Source organism: Streptomyces canus, from assembly GCF_041435015.1.
Taxonomy (GTDB): domain Bacteria; phylum Actinomycetota; class Actinomycetes; order Streptomycetales; family Streptomycetaceae; genus Streptomyces; species Streptomyces canus_G.
Genome location: NZ_CP107989.1, coordinates 5,497,111 through 5,516,479, shown reverse-complemented (window position 1 = coordinate 5,516,479; position 19,369 = coordinate 5,497,111). Strand labels below are relative to the sequence as shown.

Annotated in this window: 19 protein-coding genes; 14 read left to right on the top strand and 5 right to left on the bottom strand. The window is 70.5% G+C overall.

Translation table 11 applies throughout. The features are described from left to right. Positions 1 to 196: 196 nt before the first annotated feature. The 5 genes from OG841_RS25145 to OG841_RS25125 all read left to right on the top strand — a co-directional run bounded on the left by OG841_RS25145 (position 197) and on the right by OG841_RS25125 (position 2,350). Positions 197 to 301, top strand: a complete 105-nt coding sequence (locus OG841_RS25145; protein ID WP_365121950.1) for an Ms5788A family Cys-rich leader peptide — start codon at positions 197 to 199, stop codon at positions 299 to 301. 109 nt (positions 302 to 410) lie between these two features. Further along, entirely contained in the window at positions 411 to 1,250 is an 840-nt protein-coding gene (locus OG841_RS25140) for a sulfurtransferase (RefSeq protein ID WP_328639419.1), read from the top strand. Positions 1,251 to 1,309: 59 nt separating this feature from the next. Then, a complete protein-coding gene (locus tag OG841_RS25135; RefSeq protein WP_020122955.1) occupies positions 1,310 to 1,597 on the top strand; it encodes a DUF1416 domain-containing protein in 288 nt (95 codons plus the stop codon). A gap of 74 nt (positions 1,598 to 1,671) precedes the next feature. Then, entirely contained in the window at positions 1,672 to 1,932 is a 261-nt protein-coding gene (locus tag OG841_RS25130) for a DUF3099 domain-containing protein (protein ID WP_328639420.1), read from the top strand. Positions 1,933 to 1,942: 10 nt separating this feature from the next. Continuing rightward, on the top strand, positions 1,943 to 2,350 hold the full coding sequence (locus OG841_RS25125) for a VOC family protein (RefSeq protein WP_328639421.1): 408 nt from the start codon (positions 1,943 to 1,945) through the stop codon (positions 2,348 to 2,350). Here OG841_RS25125 and OG841_RS25120 read toward each other — a convergent pair. From OG841_RS25120 to OG841_RS25110, 3 genes are read right to left on the bottom strand one after another with little or no spacing between them, the layout of a single operon-like run. Next, positions 2,347 to 3,741: a hypothetical protein gene (locus OG841_RS25120; protein ID WP_328639422.1), complete on the bottom strand. Its 1,395-nt coding sequence runs from the start codon at positions 3,739 to 3,741 to the stop codon at positions 2,347 to 2,349. The two genes, OG841_RS25125 and OG841_RS25120, sit on opposite strands and share 4 nt — an antisense overlap. Before the next feature lie 2 nt (positions 3,742 to 3,743). Further along, positions 3,744 to 3,998, bottom strand: coding sequence for a MoaD/ThiS family protein (locus OG841_RS25115; protein ID WP_007382997.1), 255 nt, complete (start codon positions 3,996 to 3,998; stop codon positions 3,744 to 3,746). Positions 3,999 to 4,036: 38 nt separating this feature from the next. Next, positions 4,037 to 4,936, bottom strand: coding sequence for an alpha/beta hydrolase (locus tag OG841_RS25110; RefSeq protein WP_328639423.1), 900 nt, complete (start codon positions 4,934 to 4,936; stop codon positions 4,037 to 4,039). Between the two features lie 118 nt (positions 4,937 to 5,054). Between OG841_RS25110 and OG841_RS25105 the strand changes: the two genes are divergently transcribed. The 9 genes from OG841_RS25105 to OG841_RS25065 all read left to right on the top strand — a co-directional run bounded on the left by OG841_RS25105 (position 5,055) and on the right by OG841_RS25065 (position 15,834). Continuing rightward, a complete protein-coding gene (locus OG841_RS25105; RefSeq protein WP_266385180.1) occupies positions 5,055 to 5,855 on the top strand; it encodes a response regulator transcription factor in 801 nt (266 codons plus the stop codon). A 117-nt stretch (positions 5,856 to 5,972) separates the two neighbouring features. Next, positions 5,973 to 6,995 carry a LacI family DNA-binding transcriptional regulator gene (locus OG841_RS25100; protein ID WP_328639424.1) on the top strand — a complete coding sequence of 341 codons (1,023 nt, stop codon included), beginning with the start codon at positions 5,973 to 5,975 and terminating at the stop codon, positions 6,993 to 6,995. A 143-nt stretch (positions 6,996 to 7,138) separates the two neighbouring features. Further along, complete coding sequence (locus OG841_RS25095; RefSeq protein WP_328639425.1) at positions 7,139 to 8,341, top strand: S1C family serine protease; 1,203 nt, start codon at positions 7,139 to 7,141, stop codon at positions 8,339 to 8,341. 29 nt (positions 8,342 to 8,370) lie between these two features. Next, a complete protein-coding gene (locus OG841_RS25090) occupies positions 8,371 to 8,553 on the top strand; it encodes a hypothetical protein (protein ID WP_328639426.1) in 183 nt (60 codons plus the stop codon). Positions 8,554 to 8,653: 100 nt separating this feature from the next. Continuing rightward, positions 8,654 to 9,391 (top strand): response regulator transcription factor, encoded by a 738-nt coding sequence (locus OG841_RS25085; protein ID WP_328639427.1) that lies wholly within the window; start codon positions 8,654 to 8,656, stop codon positions 9,389 to 9,391. Continuing rightward, positions 9,388 to 10,851, top strand: a complete 1,464-nt coding sequence (locus OG841_RS25080) for a sensor histidine kinase (RefSeq protein ID WP_328639428.1) — start codon at positions 9,388 to 9,390, stop codon at positions 10,849 to 10,851. The genes OG841_RS25085 and OG841_RS25080 overlap by 4 nt, the downstream gene beginning before the upstream one ends. 133 nt (positions 10,852 to 10,984) lie before the next feature. After that, positions 10,985 to 11,842 (top strand): hypothetical protein, encoded by an 858-nt coding sequence (locus tag OG841_RS25075; protein WP_328639429.1) that lies wholly within the window; start codon positions 10,985 to 10,987, stop codon positions 11,840 to 11,842. A 78-nt stretch (positions 11,843 to 11,920) separates the two neighbouring features. Next, positions 11,921 to 13,981, top strand: a complete 2,061-nt coding sequence (locus OG841_RS25070) for a pectinesterase family protein (protein WP_371566891.1) — start codon at positions 11,921 to 11,923, stop codon at positions 13,979 to 13,981. 137 nt (positions 13,982 to 14,118) lie between these two features. Beyond that, positions 14,119 to 15,834, top strand: a complete 1,716-nt coding sequence (locus OG841_RS25065) for an immunity 49 family protein (RefSeq protein WP_328639431.1) — start codon at positions 14,119 to 14,121, stop codon at positions 15,832 to 15,834. A 17-nt stretch (positions 15,835 to 15,851) separates the two neighbouring features. On the opposite strand, the gene OG841_RS25060 is transcribed toward OG841_RS25065, so the two are convergent. Then, a complete protein-coding gene (locus OG841_RS25060) occupies positions 15,852 to 17,636 on the bottom strand; it encodes an ABC transporter ATP-binding protein (protein WP_328639432.1) in 1,785 nt (594 codons plus the stop codon). A 596-nt stretch (positions 17,637 to 18,232) separates the two neighbouring features. Next, positions 18,233 to 19,369, bottom strand: coding sequence for an LmeA family phospholipid-binding protein (locus tag OG841_RS25055; protein WP_328639433.1), 1,137 nt, complete (start codon positions 19,367 to 19,369; stop codon positions 18,233 to 18,235).

The window sequence follows — 19,369 nt, the reverse complement described above, 5'->3', positions numbered from 1 at the left end:
ACGAGCGTCGGGCCGTACGGGGTACCCGGCGCGCCGGACACCGCGCGTCCGACAGGCGAGACGGTGCCGTCCGTACCGTAGATGTGATGACGACTACAGCCGCCCGGGAACCGTGGGACCACGACCCGGGCGGCTTTCTGGTCCCACATTCCGGACGATCGCATCTCAGCATACGACACACCGGTGACATGCCGGTATGTCCGTCCCTACGATCGACAGCATGAAGCGACAGGCGGATCTCACGAAGCGGCGGGCAGTAGACCTGTGCCGCGTCGCCGCCATGCTCTGTCGCCCCTTCTGAGCGGACGGCATCGACCTCCGCATCCCCTTGCCCTGGCGCCCCAGGGCATCCGTGCGTCCCGCACACCCTTTCGCACGCCCCGCCGCAACTGCCCCGGAGGAGAAAGAGCATGAGCCGCAGCGACGTCCTGGTCGATGCCGACTGGGTCGAGGCCAACCTCGACAACCCGAACATCGCGATCGTGGAGGTGGACGAGGACACGTCCGCCTACGAGAAGAACCACATCCGCAACGCGATCCGCATCGACTGGACCAAGGACCTTCAGGACCCGGTCCGCCGCGACTTCGTCGACCAGGAGGGCTTCGAGAAGCTTCTGTCGGCGAAGGGCATCGCCAACGACACCCTGGTGATCCTGTACGGCGGCAACAACAACTGGTTCGCGTCCTACGCCTACTGGTACTTCAAGCTGTACGGCCACGACAACGTCAAGCTTCTCGACGGCGGCCGCAAGAAGTGGGAGCTGGACGCCCGCGAGCTCGTCGAGGAGGTCCCGGAGCGGACCGAGACGACCTACACGGCGAAGCCGCAGAACAAGGCCATCCGCGCCTTCCGCGACGACGTGGTGGCGGCCATCGGTTCGCAGAACCTGGTCGACGTCCGTTCCCCCGACGAGTTCTCCGGCAAGCTCCTCGCCCCGGCCCACCTGCCGCAGGAGCAGTCGCAGCGTCCGGGCCACGTCCCGTCCGCGCGCAACATCCCGTGGTCGAAGAACGCCAACGACGACGGCACCTTCAAGTCGGACGAGGAGCTCAAGGAGCTCTACGCCGAGGAGCAGGTCGACCTCGCCAAGGACACCATCGCGTACTGCCGTATCGGTGAGCGCTCGGCCCTGACCTGGTTCGTGCTGCACGAGCTGCTGGGTGTCGAGAACGTCAAGAACTACGACGGCTCCTGGACCGAGTACGGCTCCCTGGTCGGCGTTCCGATCGAGCTCGGCGCCAACAAGTAAGACACCCCGTCCAACCCGACCGGCCTTCCTTCCGGTCAGACCCCTCTTTGGAGAACGACATGTGTGGAGCGAAGGCCGGCGGCCCGGACGCCTCGACGATCAAGCCCGGTGAGACCACGATCCAGGGTCAGGTGACGCGTGACGGCGAGCCTGTGGTGGGTTACGTCCGCCTCCTGGACTCGACCGGCGAGTTCACGGCGGAGGTCCCGACCTCCGCGACGGGCCAGTTCCGCTTCTACGCGGCCGAGGGCACCTGGACCGTCCGCGCCCTGGTCCCCGGCGCCACCGCCGACCGCACGGTCGTCGCCCAGCAGGGCGGCCTGGCCGAGGTCGCGATCGCGGTCTGAGGCAGCTGACCGACACCGGAGGGCCGTACCCCTGGGGTACGGCCCTCCGGCCTTTCCGGGCCTACCCTGGACGTATGTTGGCGCGACGGCGGCATGTCTACTTCGGCATGATGGGCACGTGCATCGGGCTGTTCGTCCTGGCCTGGGGAGTGGTGCGGCTCTGGTCGATACCGGTGGCCGTGGGGATGTGTGTGGTCGCCATGCTGATCCCGCCGCTCGCCGCGATCGTCGCGAACCGGCGCGGGCCCGACGACCGCTGGTGGGACGACCCCTCCGGCGACGCGAAGTCCGACGAGTGGTGGGACGAGCTGGACGGGAAGAGGAAGCGGCAGTAGGAAGGCCCCCATGTCTTCTTCCGTGAGGCTGTCCACCGTCGTCCTCGACACGCACGACGCGCACGAGCTCGCCGCCTTCTACCAACGCCTCCTCGGGTACGTGGTGCGCGCCGAGGAGTCGCACTGGGTCCTCATCGGACCGCCGCCCGGCACCGGCGGCACCTCCCTCGCCTTCCAGACCGAAGCCGAGTACGTGCCGCCCGTGTGGCCCACCCGCAAGCCGGGCGACCAGCAGATGATGCTGCACCTGGACATCGAGGTCGACGGCGGCCCCGACGCCTTGGCGGCCGAGACCGCGCGAGCGGTGGCGGAAGGGGCGCGGCTCGCCGAGTACCAGCCGCAGGACGACGTCCGGGTCCTCTTCGACCCGTCCGGGCACCCCTTCTGCCTGTGGACCGAGACGCCCGGGCCGACCTAGCCGATCGCCCGGCCCAGCACGTACACCGCCGGAGCCGCCGCGGCCAGGGGCAGGGCCACGCCCGCCGTGAAGTGCACGAAGCGGGACGGGTAGTCGTAGCTCGCGACCCGGTGGCCGATCAGCGCGCACACCGCGGCGCCCGCGCCGAGGAAGGCGCCCTTCGCGCCGAGCCCCGTCATCCCGCCGACCGCGATGCCCGCGCCCGCCGCGGCGAGCAGGGAGACGACCACCGAGGCCGCGGTCGGCAGGGGCAGCGCGCGGGCCAGGACCGCGACGGCCACGGCGGCCGCGCCGACCGTCACCGCGTCCGGGTCCGCCGCGAGGTGGCCGGTCGCCACGATCGCCAGTGCCGCCGAGGCGACGGTCGCCATCAGGCCGTACATCCGCTCGTCGGGGTCGGCGTGCGAGCGGAGCTGCATCACCAGGCTGAGCAGGACCCAGACGCCGAGGGTGCCGAGGATCGCGGCGGGCGCGTTCTCCCGGCCGGCCGCCAGGAGCGCCGCGTCCGCCACCAGCGCCCCGAGGAACGCCAGCGCGATGCCCTGCCGGGCGGGCCACATGCCGTTCAGCCGGAACCAGCCGGCCGCTGTGACCGCCTGGAGGACGACGAGGGGCACGAGGAGGGCGTACGACCCGACGGCGGCCGTTCCGGAGAGCAGCAGGCCGAGCAGCGCGGTGAGGGCGGCGGGCTGGATGCCGGGCTCGATGATCGGGGAGCGGCCCTCGAGACGGGCACGCTGGGCGTCGGTGACGCGGGGGTTGCCGGCGAGGGTGGCGGGGCCGTAGCCGGACGGGTCGGGCGCGGACCCGTGCCCGGCGGCGCCGGGATGTGCCTGGGCGGCCCCGTGAACGGGGCCCCCGCTCGCCGGGGCGTGGGCGTGGCCGGGGGCCATCGGCGCAGGTCCGTGACCGGCCGGGCCGGGGGCCGTCTGGCCTGACCCGTGACCGGCGGGGCCGGGGGCCGCCGAGGCATGACCATGACCCGCGCGGTCGGAAGAAGTCGGCGCCGAGCCATACCCGCCAGGACCGGGACCCGTCGAAGCATGACCATGACCGGCACGGTCAGGAGGAGTCGGCGCGGAGCCGTACGCCGCCGATGGGCCGTACGCCGGGTCGGGAGCCGCTGCGGAGCCGTACGCGCCGGCCCCCGGAGTCGCCTGCGCGGGCCCGTAGCCGGGGCCGTACCCCTGGGGCCCGCCCTCGTAGTCCTGCTGCGGCAGATACGCCGTCTCCGGCGCGGACTGGACCGGTCGGTGCACCTGGGTGTCCCAGGTCTGGCCCTGCCACTGCTGGGTGTGCTGCTGGGCCGCCTGGGCGTCGTCGTATCCCTGCTGGGCCGGCCAGCCCTGCTGCGGATACTGCTCGTAGTCGTCGTACGGCTGGTTCGTCATCGTCACCCTCCTGCGAACGGCGGGAGCACCTCGACCGTGCCGCCGTCGGCCAGCCGTACCGTCTCATGTCCGCGGGTGCCCACGGGGTCACCGTCGACGAGGAACGAGCATCGCCGCAGGACGCGCACCAGTTCACCGGGGTGTCGCTCGCGCGCCGCGTCCAGCGCCTCGGCGAGCGTGGCCGCGTCGAAGGGCTCCTCGGCGATCCCGGCCGCGGCCTTCGCGGCGGCCCAGTAGCGCACCGTGACCTTTGGCATCCGCTTCCTCAATCGATCGGTGGTGTACAGGGGCCAGGCTAGCCGCCCGCTGTGACAGCCCAGTCCCCGATACGGCCCAGCAGCTCGTCGTCGGCCGCGTGCTCGGCGTGGCCCATGGGCTCGATCCACAGCTCGCCGTGGTCGCCCGCGGCCTCCGCGAGCATCCGCGGGTGGTCGAGGGGGAAGTAGCCGTCGCGGTCGCCGTGGACGATCAGGAGCGGGGTGGGGGCGATCTCCGGAACCGCCTCCACCGGGGAGAGGGGGACGGGGTCCCACTCCCGGTGATGGATCCTCGTACGGAATCCGTAGCGGCTCACCAGACGGCCCTCGGGCCGGGTCACCAGCCAGTGGAGCCTTCGCATGGGCGCCGTGCCGCGGTAGTACCAGCGGGCCGGCGCACTCACCGAGACCACCGCGTCCGGGTACGCGTCCATGCGCCCATCGCGCCCCGTGCGCCCCTCGTTCACCGGCCCGCCCGGACCGCCGTCGGGCCGGTACAGCGCCGCGTGCCGCAGCGCCACCGAGCCGCCCATCGAGAAGCCCACGGTCGCCACGCGCGCGTGGCCGAGTCCGCGGGCCCACGCCACCGCGGCGGCCAGATCCAGCACCTCGCGGTCGCCGACCGTCGAACGCCCGCCGGAGGCTCCGTGGCCGCGGAAGGAGAAGGTGACCACGGCGCCGTACCGCGTGAACACGTTCACCACCCGGCGAACATGAGGACGATCCACATCGCCGGTGAAGCCGTGCGCGATCACGAACACCAGGTCGCGAGCAGGTGGCCGGGAGGCGTCGTATACGAAGGAAGGCGGGTCGTATACGGAATCGATCGTCACACCGTCGTCGGTGTGCAGAAACGTCCGTATAGGTGCATGTCTGCGCGTCTCAGAGTGCGGACTACCCGTGGAACGCGCCACACGACCTGCCGGATCAATGCTCATGTGGGCTATTCTCGTCGGAAGAGGACTCGGGCAACGCAGCCCCCGGGTCCTTTTGTGCTTTCGGATACCCCTGTATACGAAGGCCATGACCTCGCGGGACCGAGGAGGAACCAGACATATGAGTTCTCTGCTGCTCCTGACCAATGCCCTCCAGCCATCGACGGAGGTGCTGCCTGCCCTCGGCCTGCTCCTGCACAACGTGCGTGTGGCGCCGGCGGAAGGCCCCGCCCTCGTCGACACCCCGGGTGCCGACGTCATCCTGATCGACGGGCGCCGTGATCTGCCGCAGGTCCGCAGCCTGTGCCAGCTGCTGCGCTCCACCGGGCCCGGCTGTCCGCTCATCCTCGTCGTGACCGAGGGCGGCCTCGCCGCCGTCACCGCCGACTGGGGCATCGACGACGTCCTGCTCGACACCGCGGGACCGGCGGAGGTCGAGGCGCGTCTGCGGCTGGCCATGGGCCGCCAGCAGATCGTCAACGACGACTCCCCCATGGAGATCCGCAACGGCGACCTCTCGGTCGACGAGGCGACCTACTCCGCGAAGCTCAAGGGCCGGGTCCTCGACCTCACCTTCAAGGAGTTCGAGCTCCTCAAGTACCTCGCCCAGCACCCCGGCCGCGTCTTCACGCGCGCGCAGCTGCTGCAGGAGGTCTGGGGCTACGATTACTTCGGCGGCACCCGGACGGTCGACGTCCACGTACGAAGGCTGCGCGCGAAGCTCGGACCCGAGCACGAGTCGCTGATCGGGACCGTCCGGAACGTCGGTTATCGATTCGTTACGCCGGAGAAGGGCAGTGTCGGCGCGAGCGACGACGCCAAGGCCAAGGGCGCCGTGACCGGTGCTTCCGGCCAGGCAAACGCGGAGGATGCGGACGAGAGCGCCGCCCTGGACGCCTCCGAGGTACCGGCCGAGGCATAGCGGGTTCTCCGCCTGGGCATGGCTCCCGCACCGGCTACCTCCCGGTAGGCCTTTGCGGGGGCACAGTGCCTCCTTCACGCCCTGCCCAGAGTGGGTCCATCCGCGTAGACTCCGCGCGTGGCCAAGGTAACCAGGGATGATGTGGCGCGACTGGCGGGAACGTCCACCGCCGTAGTCAGTTATGTCATCAACAACGGACCCCGGCCGGTTGCCCCGGCCACGCGCGAGCGTGTCCTCGCCGCGATCAAGGAACTGGGGTACCGGCCCGACCGGGTCGCCCAGGCGATGGCGTCCCGGCGTACGGATCTCATAGGCCTGATCGTGCCGGACGCGCGCCAGCCGTTCTTCGCGGAGATGGCGCACGCGGTCGAACAGGCCGCGTCCGAGCGCGGGAAGATGGTGCTCGTCGGGAACTCCGACTACATCGGCGAGCGCGAGGTCCACTACCTGCGGGCGTTCCTCGGGATGCGGGTGTCCGGGCTGATCCTGGTCTCCCACGCGCTGAACGACAACGCCGCCGCCGAGATCGAGGCGTGGGACGCCCGGGTCGTGCTGCTGCACGAGCGGCCGGAGGCGATCGACGACGTCGCCGTCGTCCTCGACGACCTCTCCGGCGCGAAGACCGCCGTCGAGCATCTGCTGGGCCACGGATACCCCTACGTCGCCTGTATGGGCGGTACCGCCGACACTCCCGCCGTGGGCGACCCGGTCTCCGATCACGTCGAGGGCTGGCGACGGGCCATGGACGAGGCCGGGCTCCCCACCGAGGGACGGCTCTTCGAGGCGCCGTACAACCGCTACGACGCGTATCAGGTGGCGCTCGGGGTGCTCGCGGGGCCCGACCGTCCGCCGGCGATCTTCTGCTCCACCGACGACCAGGCGATCGGCCTGCTGCGGGCCGCGCGCGAGCTGCGCATCGACGTGCCGGGCGAGCTGGGGGTCATCGGGTTCGACGACATCAAGGAAGCCGCGCTCGCGGATCCGCCGATGACGACGATCGCGTCGGACCGTTCGGCGATGGCCCGGGCCGCGGTGGACCTGGTGCTGGACGACGGACTCCGGGTCGCGGGGTCCCGCCGGGAGCGGCTGAAGGTGTTCCCGTCGAAGCTGGTCGTGCGGCGGTCCTGCGGGTGCGAGTGACCTGTCGGGTCACCTTTCTTAAGAGCGTCTGAGAACGCCTGGCCGGAGGCCAGCAGCGGCTTTATATCGGGCATACGAGGTTCTGCCGGGCTTCTCAGGGAGCACTCAGGGAGCTCTCATGGTGGCGCGACAAGCTTTTTGTCATGACCGAGAGCTTCCGCCGCGACGGCGAGTACGAGCAGTACGAGACCCCCTACCAGGGCGCCCAGCAGCACGCTTCCTCGCCCGTGAACCCCGAGTGGCCGCCCCCGCCGGCCCAGCCGCCCGTGACGCCCGCACAGCCCGTGGCGCCGGTTCAGCAGCCGGAGGTCGAGCCGACGACCGTGTGGCCGGGCGGGCAGCAGGCCCAGCCCGCCGCCTTCGCCTCCGGGGGCGCCGGTTCGTACGGCGGTGACGGCAACGGCGGCGGGACCGCTCTCCTCGCCGCGCCCCCGGCCGAGCCCGCGGCCCCCGCCCCCAAGAAGCGCACCCGCGGCCCCCTCGCCCTCCTCGCCGCCGTCGCGATCGTCGCCGCGGCGATAGGAGGCGGCACCGCCTACGGCATCCAGGAGCTGACCGGCAACGACACGGTCGCCGCCGGCAGCAGCACCAGCACCAGCGTGGTGCCGTCCTCCGCCAAGGGCACGGTCTCCGGGGTCGCCAAGGCGGTCAGCCCGAGCATCGTCGAGATCAACGCCACCTCGAACGCCGGGGAGTCCACCGGATCCGGCGTGATCATCACCAGCGACGGCGAGATCATCACCAACAACCACGTCATCTCCGGCGCCACCTCCATCAAGGTGAGCACCAGCGACGGCAAGACCTACACCGCGAAGGTCGTCGGCACCGACAGCAAGAAGGACCTCGCCCTCATCAAGCTCGAGAACGCCTCCGGCCTTTCCGTGGCCACCCTCGGCAACTCCGACGGCGTCCAGGTCGGCGACCAGGTCGTGGCGATCGGCTCCCCCGAGGGCCTCACCGGCACCGTCACCAGCGGCATCGTCTCCGCCCTCAACCGGGACGTCACCGTCTCGACGGACGAGAGCCAGGGCCAGGGACAGGGCCAGGGACAGGGCGGCGGCAGCGGTCAGTGGCCGTTCGAGTTCGGCGGCCGGCAGTTCAACGGCGACACCGGTTCGTCCACGACGACGTACAAGGCCATCCAGACGGACGCGTCCTTGAACCCCGGCAACTCCGGCGGCGCGCTCATCGACATGAACGGCAACATCATCGGCATCAACTCCGCGATGTACTCCGCCACTTCGGACTCCTCGACGGCCGGCAGCGCGGGCCTCGGCTTCTCCATCCCGATCAACACCGTCAAGTCCGACCTGGCCACACTGCGGGCCGGCGGCGCCGACAACTGACACCCGCTGACCTTCGCGAGGAGTACGTCATGATCCAGCAGGTTTCGCACCCGGCGGCCGGCACCGACCCGGCCGGATTCACCCTGGCCCTTGAGGTGGCGTACGAGCTGCACCCGCCGGTGACGCGGGCGCCCGAGGTGGCGTCCGTGGCGGTGGCCCGCCGTGGGGTGAGCGCCGCCCGCAGCCGCCGTCGCAGCCCCGCACGCGGCTGAACCCCTGCCCATAACGCACCGACCGGGAACCGTGCGAGGCTGAAAGCGTTCACTGTTTTCAGCCCCCTGCCGTCCCACCGCACCCGAGGAAGCCCCAGCCATGAGCTCCGCCGAAGGCGACCGTGACCCCCAGCGCATCCTGATCGTCGACGACGAGCCGGCGGTGCGCGAAGCCCTCCAGCGCAGCCTCGCCTTCGAGGGCTACGACACGGAGGTGGCCGTGGACGGCGCGGACGCGCTCGACAAGGCGACCGCGTACCGGCCCGACCTGGTCGTCCTCGACATCCAGATGCCCCGCATGGACGGACTCACCGCCGCCCGGCGCATCCGCGGCGCGGGCGACACGACCCCCATCCTGATGCTGACGGCCCGCGACACGGTCGGTGACCGGGTCACCGGGCTCGACGCGGGCGCCGACGACTATCTGGTCAAGCCGTTCGAGCTCGACGAGCTGTTCGCCCGGGTCCGTGCGCTGCTGCGGCGCAGCTCGTACGCGGCGGCGGCCGGTGCGGGGTCCGTCGACGACGACGAGGCGCTCACCTTCGCCGACCTGCGGATGGATCTCGCGACCCGTGAGGTCACGCGTGCGGGGCGGCCGGTGGAGCTGACCCGTACCGAGTTCACCCTGCTCGAGATGTTCATGGCCCACCCGCGCCAGGTGCTGACCAGGGAACAGATCCTGAAGGCGGTGTGGGGCTTCGACTTCGAGCCGTCGTCCAACTCGCTGGACGTGTACGTGATGTACCTGCGCCGCAAGACGGAGGCGGGCGGTGAGCCGCGGCTCGTGCACACGGTTCGCGGCGTGGGGTATGTGCTGCGGCAGGGTGGCGCGGAGTGAAGAGGGTCGTTCGGCGTTATCGGTCCCTTCCGATCCGGTCACGGCTGGCGCTGCTCGTGGCGGCGGCGGTGGCGTTCGCGGTGGCGGCGGTGTCGGTGACCTGCTGGTTCATCGTGCAGGGGAAGTTGTACGACCAGGTGGACGGCGACCTCCAGAGGTCGCTGCGGGGGCCGACGCTCGAAGGTCAGGCCAAGGCCGCGGTCGCCGACTGCACCACACAGACCTCCTCGCAGAACACCGACGGCCCTCGCAACACCTACTTCCAGGTGGTCACGGAGAGCGGCAAGACCTGTGTCTTCCCGTACTCCCTCGGCGCGGTCAAGGTCACCGGGACCGACGAGGACCTGATCAAGAACGGGCAGGTCGGTCGAGGTGTCTTCCACGACAGCACCGATGCGGACGGCAACAACGTACGTGTCCTCGCGCTGCCGGGATACACGGTCACGGACCAGACCACGGGGGCCACCTCCAAGGCGGCCATTCTCATCGCCCTCCCGCTGAACAGCACCGAGAAGACCCTCAACGACCTCGCCCTCATCCTCCTCCTCGTCTCCGGCATCGGAGTCCTCGGCGCCGGTGCCGCAGGACTCTTCGTCGCCCGCGCCGGTCTTCGCCCCGTGGACAAGCTCACCGAGGCCGTCGAGCAGGTGGCCCGCACCGAGGACCTGAACATCCGTATCCCCGTCGAGGAGGACGCCGAGGACGAGGTCGCCCGGCTGTCCCGCTCCTTCAACTCGATGACGAGTTCCCTCGCCAGCTCCCGCGAGCTCCAGCAGCAGCTCATCGCCGACGCGGGTCACGAGCTGCGTACCCCGCTCACCTCCCTGCGCACCAACATCGAACTCCTCACCCGCAGCGAGGAGACCGGCCGCCCCCTACCCGAGGCCGACCGCAAGGCGCTGCTCGCGTCCGTGAAGGCGCAGATGACCGAACTGGCGTCTCTGATAGGTGACTTGCAGGAGCTGTCCCGCTCGGAGGGCCAGCGCGGTGAGCGGGTACAGGTCGTCTCGCTGGAGGACACCGTCGAGTCGGCGCTGCGCAGGGCACGGCTGCGGGGCCCGGAGCTGACCATCGACGCCTCGCTGGAGTCCTGGTACACCCGGGCCGAACCCGCCGCGCTGGAACGCGCCGTGGTCAACATCCTCGACAACGCGGTGAAGTTCAGCCCCGAGGGCGGCACGATCGAGGTCCGGCTGAACGAGGGAGTCCTCACCGTCCGCGACCACGGCCCCGGCATCCCCGCCGAGGAACTCCCGTACGTCTTCGACCGGTTCTGGCGCTCCCCGTCGGCCCGCGCCCTGCCCGGCTCCGGTCTCGGCCTCTCCATCGTGGCCCGCACGGTCCAGCAGTCCGGCGGCGAGGTCACCCTCGGCCACGCCGATGGCGGCGGCACGATCGCGACCGTACGACTGCCGGGGGCGCCGACTCCGCCACCGGAGGCTCCCGCCGCCGTGCAGTGAACGTCAAGCTGTCGATGTCCTGTCAACCCTCACGCGTTCTCGACCCTACTCACGGGTTCTCTGCCAGCTTCCTGAGTTGTCGAACAGGTGCCCCACGCATCTGTCCTCAGCACTCAGGAGTGAAGAACCCCCCATGCGTTTGTTTCGTGCATCGACTCTGAAGAAGAGCGCCCTCGCCGCCGCGTCCGCGGCCCTCGCCGTCACCGGGCTGCTGGCCGGCTCGGGGACCGCTCAGGCGGCCGGTCCCGGCGGGGCCCAGAACGTCCGGGGCGTGGACCCCGGGAACACCGACGTCATGCTGGACCGGCTGTGCGGCCAGGAGACCAGCCTGACCGGGGTCTACGGCGCGCTCAACGTCGACACCGGCGAGTTCAAGACGCAGGACGAGTACCTGCGGGACGTGTTCGGGCTGTGGGCGCCCGCCGGGCCGTGGGAGCTGTTCCGCGGCTGGTGCGGGTACGCGCAGTCCTCGACCTGGTCCGTGAAGGGCGAGCCCGTCCGCACCTCCGAGTGGACCGGCAACCACGGCACGACCGAGGACAAGGTGACCTTCGTCAGCGGGTACAGCACCAAGACCTTCGCCAAGAAGAGCGTCGGCGCCAACATCAGCCTCTCCCTGGCCAAGAGCATCTTCTCCGGCACCGTGGGCGGCAGCGCCGGCTACGAGTGGGGCTGGGAGAAGACCTCGTCCTTCGAGCGGCGCAGCGAGAAGTCCATACCGCCGTGCACCCAGGTCGCGACCACCTGGACGCCGTACCAGCGGGTGGTCCGCGTGAACCCGGTGTTCTACGTCGAGGACTACCAGTGGAACAAGGGCGACGGCGACGTCACCGCGCACACATGGCGCGGCCGGGACGCCAGCTGGAAGACGATCTACTCGTACGGCTACTACATCGACGGCATCTCCGACAAGCTCCTGCCCAACGGTCAGCCCGACGGCCGTGAGGACAAGTGGCAGGAGAACCTCGACCCGAAGTCCTGCGCCCAGTAGGCGCATTCGAGCGGCAACCTTCCGTGCGGGGGCGGCGACTGCACTGCGGTCCATCCCCCGCACGGAACGGAACCGCAGATGAGTGAGACACGCAGCAAGGCCCGCCACCGCAGAAGGAGGACGGCCCTGGCGGTCGGTCTCCCCCTGGCGCTGAGCGCCGCCGGAGTCATGGGCTACGGCGCCCTGCCCGGCGCCCAGAGCAGGGCGTCCGCCGCCACCACCGCCGCCGCTCCCGCCTGGGCCACCGCCACCGCGGACGGCTTCGCCTCCGTCAACGCCCTCGGCCAGAACGGGACGTACGGCGGCCGGGACGGTCAGATCGTCACCGTGAAGACGCTCGCCGACCTGGAGAAGTACGCGACGGCGAGCGAGCCGTACGTCATCGTCGTCGCCGCGACCATCACCATGGACCCGGTCGGGAAAGAGATCAAGGTCCAGAGCAACAAGACCATCGTCGGGTCCGGGACATCCGGGCAGATCGTCGGCGGCGGCTTCTTCCTCGGCACCGGCGTGCACAACGTGATCATCCGGAACCTCACCATCCGGGACGCCTACCAAGGTGTCTGGAACGACAAGGAACACGACTTCGACGCCATCCAGATGGACGGCGCCCACCACGTGTGGATCGACCACAACGACCTGCGGCACATGGCCGACGGACTCATCGACGTCCGCAAGGACAGCACCTGTGTGACGGTCTCCTGGAACAAACTCAGCCAGGACAACAAGGCGTTCGGCATCGGCTGGACGGAGAACGTCGTCACCGACATCACCATCCACCACAACTGGATCCGCGAGACCGAGCAGCGCAACCCGTCCACGGACAACGCGGCCCACGCGCACCTCTACAACAACTTCCTGGAGGACGTGGCCGGGACGGACATCAACTCCTCCTATGGCAACTACTCGCGCGGCGCGACCAGGATGGTCCTGGAGAACTCCTACTTCCAGGGCTTCAAGAACCCCGTCATCAAGGACAGCACCGCGAGCATCGTCCAGAAGGGCAACACCTTCGTGGGGACGAGCGGGCGCAACGAGAGCGGGGGCACGGCCTTCGACCCGAAGACGTACTATGCCTACACGCTCGACAAGACGGCCGACGTACCGGCGCTTCTCAAGTCCGGTGCGGGACCGCGGAGTTCGATCGGTACGACGGCGACGGCCTCGACGAAGGCCGCCGCCGCGACCACGCTCACCGTCGCCAAGGACGGCAGCGGGCAGTACGCGACCGTGCAGGCCGCGGTGAACGCCGTACCGGCGAACAACCCCTCCCGCGTGGTGATCTCGGTGAAGCCGGGGACCTACCGCGAGCTGGTCAAGGTGCCGTCCAACAAGCCGCACGTCACCATCCAGGGGTCGGGCGGCAGCCGCAACGATACGGTGATCGTCTACAACAACGCGTCCGGCACCCCCAAGCCCGACGGCTCGGGCACCTACGGCACCGGCGGCAGCGCCACGGTCGCCGTCGAGGCCGACGACTTCCAGGCCCGCAACCTGACGATCTCCAACGACTTCGACGAGGCCAGTCACCAGGACATAGCCAACCAGGCGGTCGCCCTGCGCACCGCCGCCGACAAGGTGTTCCTCGACGGGGTCATCGTCAGCGGCGACCAGGACACGCTCCTCGTGGACACCGCGGCCAAGGAGAAGCTGGGCCGGGTCTACATGACCAACTCCTACGTCATCGGCAACGTCGACTTCATCTTCGGGCGGGCGACCGCGGTGATCGACAAGTCCGTCATCACGCTGAAGAAGCGCTGGAACGGCACCTCGGCCGGTTATGTCACCGCGCCCAGCACCGCCGCGGGCCGCAAGGGCATCCTCATCGCCAACTCGACGGTGAACGGGGACGTCTCCTCCGCGAGCTTCTACCTGGGCCGCCCCTGGCACGCCGGCGGTGACGCGAGCCTCGACCCGCAGACGACGGTCCGGAACACGTCGTTGAGCGCCGCGATCAAGTCCACGCCGTGGATCGACATGAGCGGCTTCTCCTGGAGGGACGACCGGTTCGCGGAGTACAGGAACACGGGCGCGGGCTCGGGTGCGGCGAGCAGCGACCGGCCGCAGCTGACCGATGCGCAGGCCACCGGCCAGGAGGTCGCGGACTGGCTGGGCGACTGGACGCCGAGCAGCTCCTGACCTGGCGTTTCACCCGCTTCCCGCTCCACTGTCAGACCCTCGATCTAGGCTGGTTCCGTAGATCAAGATGTCGGACGGGGGAGCGGAAAGTGGTACGTATCGAAAGGCATCGGGTAGGCGAGGCGGCCGTTTCGGCGGTGCGGAAGGACTTCGCGAACAGGATCGGTTCGCAGGTCCACTCCCTGTCCAAGGCCGGCCCGGTGACGGCGTGGGAGTGGTGGCTGATCGCCCGGGAGTTCGTCGAGTATCTCGGCGCGCTCTCGGTGGAGAATCCCGATCTGCACTCCCCCGAGGCGAAGGCGGTCCTGGAGGACGCCGCCGAGGCGGCCGCCGGCGCGGTGGCATACGCGGCGTACTTCCCCCGCGACCACTTCGAGGTCTTCCTCACCTACCCGAACTGGGGCCTGGTCTACGACCGCGAGCCCGGCGGCACCCCCGAGCCCGTCACGGCCGCCAAGTGGCTGGACGCCTTCTGCCTGGCGATCCTCGCCGAGAAGACCCAAGGGCACGGCGAGGCCTTCCACTTCGCGCGCGAGGCCCCCCAGCAGGGCCGCTCCGGCCATCCGGACGCCGAACTGATCAACGGCTTCATGGCCTGCGTCATCGGCGACACCGGCGACGACGACGTCACCCACCCACCCTCCCGCGAGCAGAAGCTCACCGCGCTCGACGCGGCGCTCGACCGGGTCCGGGCACGGGAGACGGAGACCGGCGAGCACCTCGCCGACCAGCCGTACGGCATCGGGCTGCGGGCGCTGCGCGCGCTGACCGCGGGGGACCGGGAGGGGTTCGACGAGGCGGTCGTACGACTGCTGAGGCCGCTGACCGGCACTCCCGGGCCCGGCGCGCGTCCGGGCAGTCTTCTCCCTCTCCTCCCGATCGCCCTGACGGCACTGGCCCACCGCGAGGAAGGCTGGCCACCGGCCGTCGACAGCGACTATCTGCCGGACGCGCTGGTCACCGGCTTCAAGGCCACGCCGCCGCGCGTGGGGCCCTACGGCCGGGACCGCCGCCCGGACGCGGTGGCCGAACTCGCCGCGGGGATGGTGGAGTTCGGGCGGGCCCTGGAGCCGCGTCCCCTGGACCCGGACAGTGAGGAGCAGTTCGAGCGGTACACCCAGGACGCCATCACCCCGATGCCCGGCAAGTCGCTCACCACCTTCGAGCTGGCCTACGCCGTCACCTACCAGGAGCTCCTCTTCCGGACCCGTGCCTCGCACACGCCCGACGCGAGCGACGCCCAGCTGGAGAACCTGCGGCTGGCGGCGGAACTGGGGGCAGCGTTGTTCCGTACGACGCTGGCGGAGCCCGGTACCGACGTGCCGGTGACGATCGACGGAAGGACCGTGACCTACCCCGCCTGCCGGGACGAGGACGCCGGGCCGGGAGCCTGGCACCGGGCGGTGCACCTCGCGCTGGTCACGGGTCGGCGAGAGCATCTGGCGCCGCTGGTCCTGGCGGGCCCTGAGCGCGTCGGCCCCGACCGTTCGGTGCCGGCCTCCTACCGGCGGGCCCTGCACGCCTATCTGCGCGGCGATGACCCCGAGCCCGCCACGGAACTGGCCCTGCGGGACGCCGGGAAGGCCCGCGACCAGGGTGTCCTGCCGCCGCCCGCGGTGCTCTTCTCCCAGCTCGTCGAGGGCGACGAGGAGAGCTTCAACCTGGCCCTCCTGGACGCGCTCACGGCCCACCGCGACCACTACGCCGTCGCCGACCGCCCCACCGACCCCGACGCCGCGCTGAGCCTCGACATCCTGGCCCTCGTCTGCCACGCCCGGCGGCGGGGCCGGGAGATCAGAGTGCGGTCGCCGTATCTGCCGGCCCGGATCGTGGCGGCGGCAAAGCCGTTCTGACGTGTACGGCCTGCACGTCAGCGCCTGAGGATCATCGTGTCGTCCGGCACCTTCCTGAGGATCATCGTGTCCTCCGGGAGCGGGCCCAGGAGACGGGCGTAGGAGCCTCGGCGGGCCACCAGTTCGGCGTGTGTGCCCGTCTCCACCAGGCGTCCGCCGTCCACCACCAGGATCCGGTCCGCGTCGGGAGCCAGGCTCAGATCGTGGGTGATCATGATGGTCGTCCGGCCGGACATCAGCCGGCGCAGGGGGTGTACGACCTGGCGCGCGGCGACCGAGTCGAGGCCGGCGGTGGGCTCGTCGAGGATCAGGACGGGCGCGGCCCGGAGCATCGCGCGGGCGATGGTGATCCGCTTGAGCTGGCCGCCGGACAGGGCCGCCGTGCCGGGGGCGATCTCGGTGTCGTAGCCCTCGGGGAGCAAGGAGATGAAGTCGTGGGCCGCCGCCGACCGGGCCGCCTCCTCGATCTCCTCGTCGCTCGCGCCCGGCCGGCCCGTCCCGATGTTCTCGCGGATCGTGCCGTTGAGGATCAGAGTCTCCTGCGGGAGCAGGGCGACCTGCTCCCGCAGGAACTCCAGGCCCATGTGGGTGAGCGGGACGCCGTCCAGGGTGATCACGCCCGCGGAGGGGTCGTAGAAACGGGTGAGGAGCTTGGACAGGGTGGACTTGCCGGCGCCGCTCGGGCCCGTGATGATCACCAGTTCGCCGGGCGCGGCCGAGAAGGACACGTCGGTGAGGGAGTCGCGGCGGGCGGTGGGGTAGCGGAAGTGCACGCCGTGAAAGCCCACCCAGCCGCGGACGGGCCAGACGGGGACGGGGTCGGCCGGGTCGCCGACCGACGGTTTCGCGTCCAGGATCTCGTTCAGGCGCTGGGCGCCCGCGGTGGCGGCGGTGAGGGTCAGACCCAGCTGGCCGAGGTTGCGGACCGGCGGATACAGGTAGCCGATGAAGGCGGCGAAGGCGAGGAGCTGACCGAGGGTCATGCGGCCGGCCGAGATCTCCCAGACGCCCAGACCGATCACGGCCAGCACACACAGCGTCTCGACGACCTCGACGAACTGCTCGTACATCTCGCTCAGCCGGGCCCCGCGCACGGAGGCCTTCATCCAGGCGCGGGCCTCGCGGTCGAGGCGCCTCTCCTCGTCGCGGCGGCGGTTGTAGGCCTGTGTGAGGACCACGTTGCCGAGCGACTCCTCCACCACGGAGGTGATCGCGCCGTCCGCGACCCGCTCGTCCTGCGAGGCCTCCTTGATGCGGCCGGAGAAGCGGCGGGCGGCGCACAGGAACAGGGGCGCGAGGACGAAGGTGGCCAGGGCGAGGTCCCAGCGCAGGTACAGGGCGGCCGCCGAGTAGAAGACGGCCGAGAAGGCGGCGGCGACGGTGCCGACCACGCCGGACACGACCATCTGCTCGATGGCCTCGACGTCGCCGGTGAGGCGCTCGACCAGGTCGCCCTGGCGGTGCTTCTGGAAGAAGTGCGGGGGCAGGTCCTGGATGTGCCGGAAGACCTTCGCGCGCAGGCGCAGCACGAATCTCTCCGCGGTCCAGGTCGCGAGCGAGTTGCCGAGGTAGCCGACGAGCGCGCCGAGCGCTGCGACACCGAGCCAGGCGCCGGCCGGGCCCCAGAAGGCGGAGAGCGAACCAGCCTTCAGGGCGGTGTCGGTGAGCTCCGCGAACAGCAGGATCGCGGCGGTCTCGGCGAGCGCGGAGACCACCACGCACGCGACGATCGCCGCCAGCCACTTGCGGTCCCCGCGGGTCAGCGGCCAGAAACGGCGGAAGGCCTCGCGGACTTCCCTCATGACGACTCCCTTTCGTGTGCGGCGGTCGCGGGTGGCGGAGACGGCCGAGGCGGGGCCCCCGGCGCGAGACGCACTCGCCGACCGGTGGCCCCGCCTCGCGGCGTGCTCCCTCAGCCCTTGTGGGCGATGGGGCGACGCTTCGGCGCGTGCTTCTTCGGCTGGGCCTTCTTGGGGGCCGGAGCGGGCTTGCGGGTCTTCTTCACCGGGGCGATCTTGTGGAAGCTCATGTCTGCATCCTTCTCCGTCATGATTCTGCAACAGTTCCTCTACTGATCTGCTGCAATTACTTATGAATGAATTTGCTTTACTTCAGTGAATTCTGTGTCAGCCCTTGGGGGCGACCGGGCGGCACTTCGGCGCGCGCTTCTTCGGCTGGGCCTCCTTGGGGGCCGGAGCGGGCTTGCGGGCCTTCTTCACCGGGGCGATCTTGTGGAAGCTCATCATGTTCTCCTTTGCGTTTGCGTCGTTCGCTCGCGACATGGAAAACACTACGGCACTCCTGCGGCCGAAAAGGCCATTCCGCCTTAGACCTCAATAAGACTAAATGTGCATCGCCTGAGAATCGAAAGGCTGACACAGAATTTAAGGGCGGACATCTACGGACCGACCGCCAGTCCGGAGCCCTCGATGCGCACCCGGATTCCGTCCTTGGCCACGCGTACGTCCCGCAGGCGCAGGTCACCGCTCGGCGGCTCGGGCAGCCGGAAGCCGAGGGAGAGGCGGTCGGCGAGGACCGGGCGGGTCAGCCGGGAGAGGGCGTCGAGCAGCGCCGGGTCCAGGCCCAGGCGGTCCAGGAGCTCGGGGTGGGCCAGGGCCAGGTCGAGGAGGTTCAGGCGCATGGCCTGCCGTACGAACTCCGGGCGTCCGGTCAGACGGGACAGCGCGGTGTCGGAGCGCTGCGCCTCACGCACGGTGGCGTCGGGCACGCCCAGCGCGCGCACCACGGACGGGACCGCCAGCAGGGCACGGGCCTTGCGTGTCTCCCGGGCCAGGGCCGCCGCGGACGCACGGGTCAGATGCAGGCCCTGCGAGGCGCGCGTGCCCGGCCGGTAGGTCGCCAGCTCCCCGATGTCCAGGCGCATCCCGCCGATCCGGGTGTCGACGCCCCGCTCCCCGTCACGCGCCACGCGCACGTCGGCCCGTAGCCGCAGGTCGTGTCCGGCGACCGGAAGAGTGCCGCGCACGGCGACCCGGTCCCGGTCCGCCCCCGTGAACGTCACCTGGGACGCGCCGAGTTCACGGTTCATGTCGGCGAAGGAGAGCAGGACGTCACCGTCGAGCCGGGGAACGCGCGCCCCGCGCACGGAGGTCGGCCCGTCGCCGTCGAGCCGTATGTCATGGGCCGTCGCCGACACCGCGGCCAGCGTGACCCGGTCGGCCGCCACGTCCGGGACGGTCACCTTGACCGACTCCAGGCGCCTGCCCACGAGTTGCGGCAGGAAGGGGAAGCCGTCGATCTCCACCTCGGGTGCCGCGGTCAGCCGCAGCCGGTCCTTGAGGGTGTCCGCGGCCCTGTGCTCGGCGTACAGGACGGCCCAGCGGTCGGCGACGGTGAGGAAGGCGGCCAGCACCAGCAGCGAGGCGACCGTCTTCAACGCGAAGGGCAGGCCTGTGAAACGGCCCCGCCGACGCCTCCGCCCGGTGCGGCGGTGGGTGGTCGGCGGGGCCGGGGGTTCTTCGTACGGGACGTCATACGGGTGGGGGTGCGTGGGTATGGGGTGGGGGGAACGCAT

What these genes read in the sequence shown, in the direction of transcription:
- OG841_RS25145 (WP_365121950.1), top strand. Translation starts at nt 197, where the DNA reads ATGTCCGTCCCTACGATCGACAGCATGAAGCGACAGGCGGATCTCACG.
- OG841_RS25140 (WP_328639419.1), top strand. Translation starts at nt 411, where the DNA reads ATGAGCCGCAGCGACGTCCTGGTCGATGCCGACTGGGTCGAGGCCAAC.
- OG841_RS25135 (WP_020122955.1), top strand. Translation starts at nt 1,310, where the DNA reads ATGTGTGGAGCGAAGGCCGGCGGCCCGGACGCCTCGACGATCAAGCCC.
- OG841_RS25130 (WP_328639420.1), top strand. Translation starts at nt 1,672, where the DNA reads ATGTTGGCGCGACGGCGGCATGTCTACTTCGGCATGATGGGCACGTGC.
- OG841_RS25125 (WP_328639421.1), top strand. Translation starts at nt 1,943, where the DNA reads ATGTCTTCTTCCGTGAGGCTGTCCACCGTCGTCCTCGACACGCACGAC.
- OG841_RS25120 (WP_328639422.1), bottom strand. Translation starts at nt 3,741, where the DNA reads ATGACGAACCAGCCGTACGACGACTACGAGCAGTATCCGCAGCAGGGC.
- OG841_RS25115 (WP_007382997.1), bottom strand. Translation starts at nt 3,998, where the DNA reads ATGCCAAAGGTCACGGTGCGCTACTGGGCCGCCGCGAAGGCCGCGGCC.
- OG841_RS25110 (WP_328639423.1), bottom strand. Translation starts at nt 4,936, where the DNA reads ATGAGCATTGATCCGGCAGGTCGTGTGGCGCGTTCCACGGGTAGTCCG.
- OG841_RS25105 (WP_266385180.1), top strand. Translation starts at nt 5,055, where the DNA reads ATGAGTTCTCTGCTGCTCCTGACCAATGCCCTCCAGCCATCGACGGAG.
- OG841_RS25095 (WP_328639425.1), top strand. Translation starts at nt 7,139, where the DNA reads ATGACCGAGAGCTTCCGCCGCGACGGCGAGTACGAGCAGTACGAGACC.
- OG841_RS25090 (WP_328639426.1), top strand. Translation starts at nt 8,371, where the DNA reads ATGATCCAGCAGGTTTCGCACCCGGCGGCCGGCACCGACCCGGCCGGA.
- OG841_RS25085 (WP_328639427.1), top strand. Translation starts at nt 8,654, where the DNA reads ATGAGCTCCGCCGAAGGCGACCGTGACCCCCAGCGCATCCTGATCGTC.
- OG841_RS25075 (WP_328639429.1), top strand. Translation starts at nt 10,985, where the DNA reads ATGCGTTTGTTTCGTGCATCGACTCTGAAGAAGAGCGCCCTCGCCGCC.
- OG841_RS25070 (WP_371566891.1), top strand. Translation starts at nt 11,921, where the DNA reads ATGAGTGAGACACGCAGCAAGGCCCGCCACCGCAGAAGGAGGACGGCC.
- OG841_RS25060 (WP_328639432.1), bottom strand. Translation starts at nt 17,636, where the DNA reads ATGAGGGAAGTCCGCGAGGCCTTCCGCCGTTTCTGGCCGCTGACCCGC.
- OG841_RS25055 (WP_328639433.1), bottom strand. Translation starts at nt 19,369, where the DNA reads ATGCGTTCCCCCCACCCCATACCCACGCACCCCCACCCGTATGACGTC.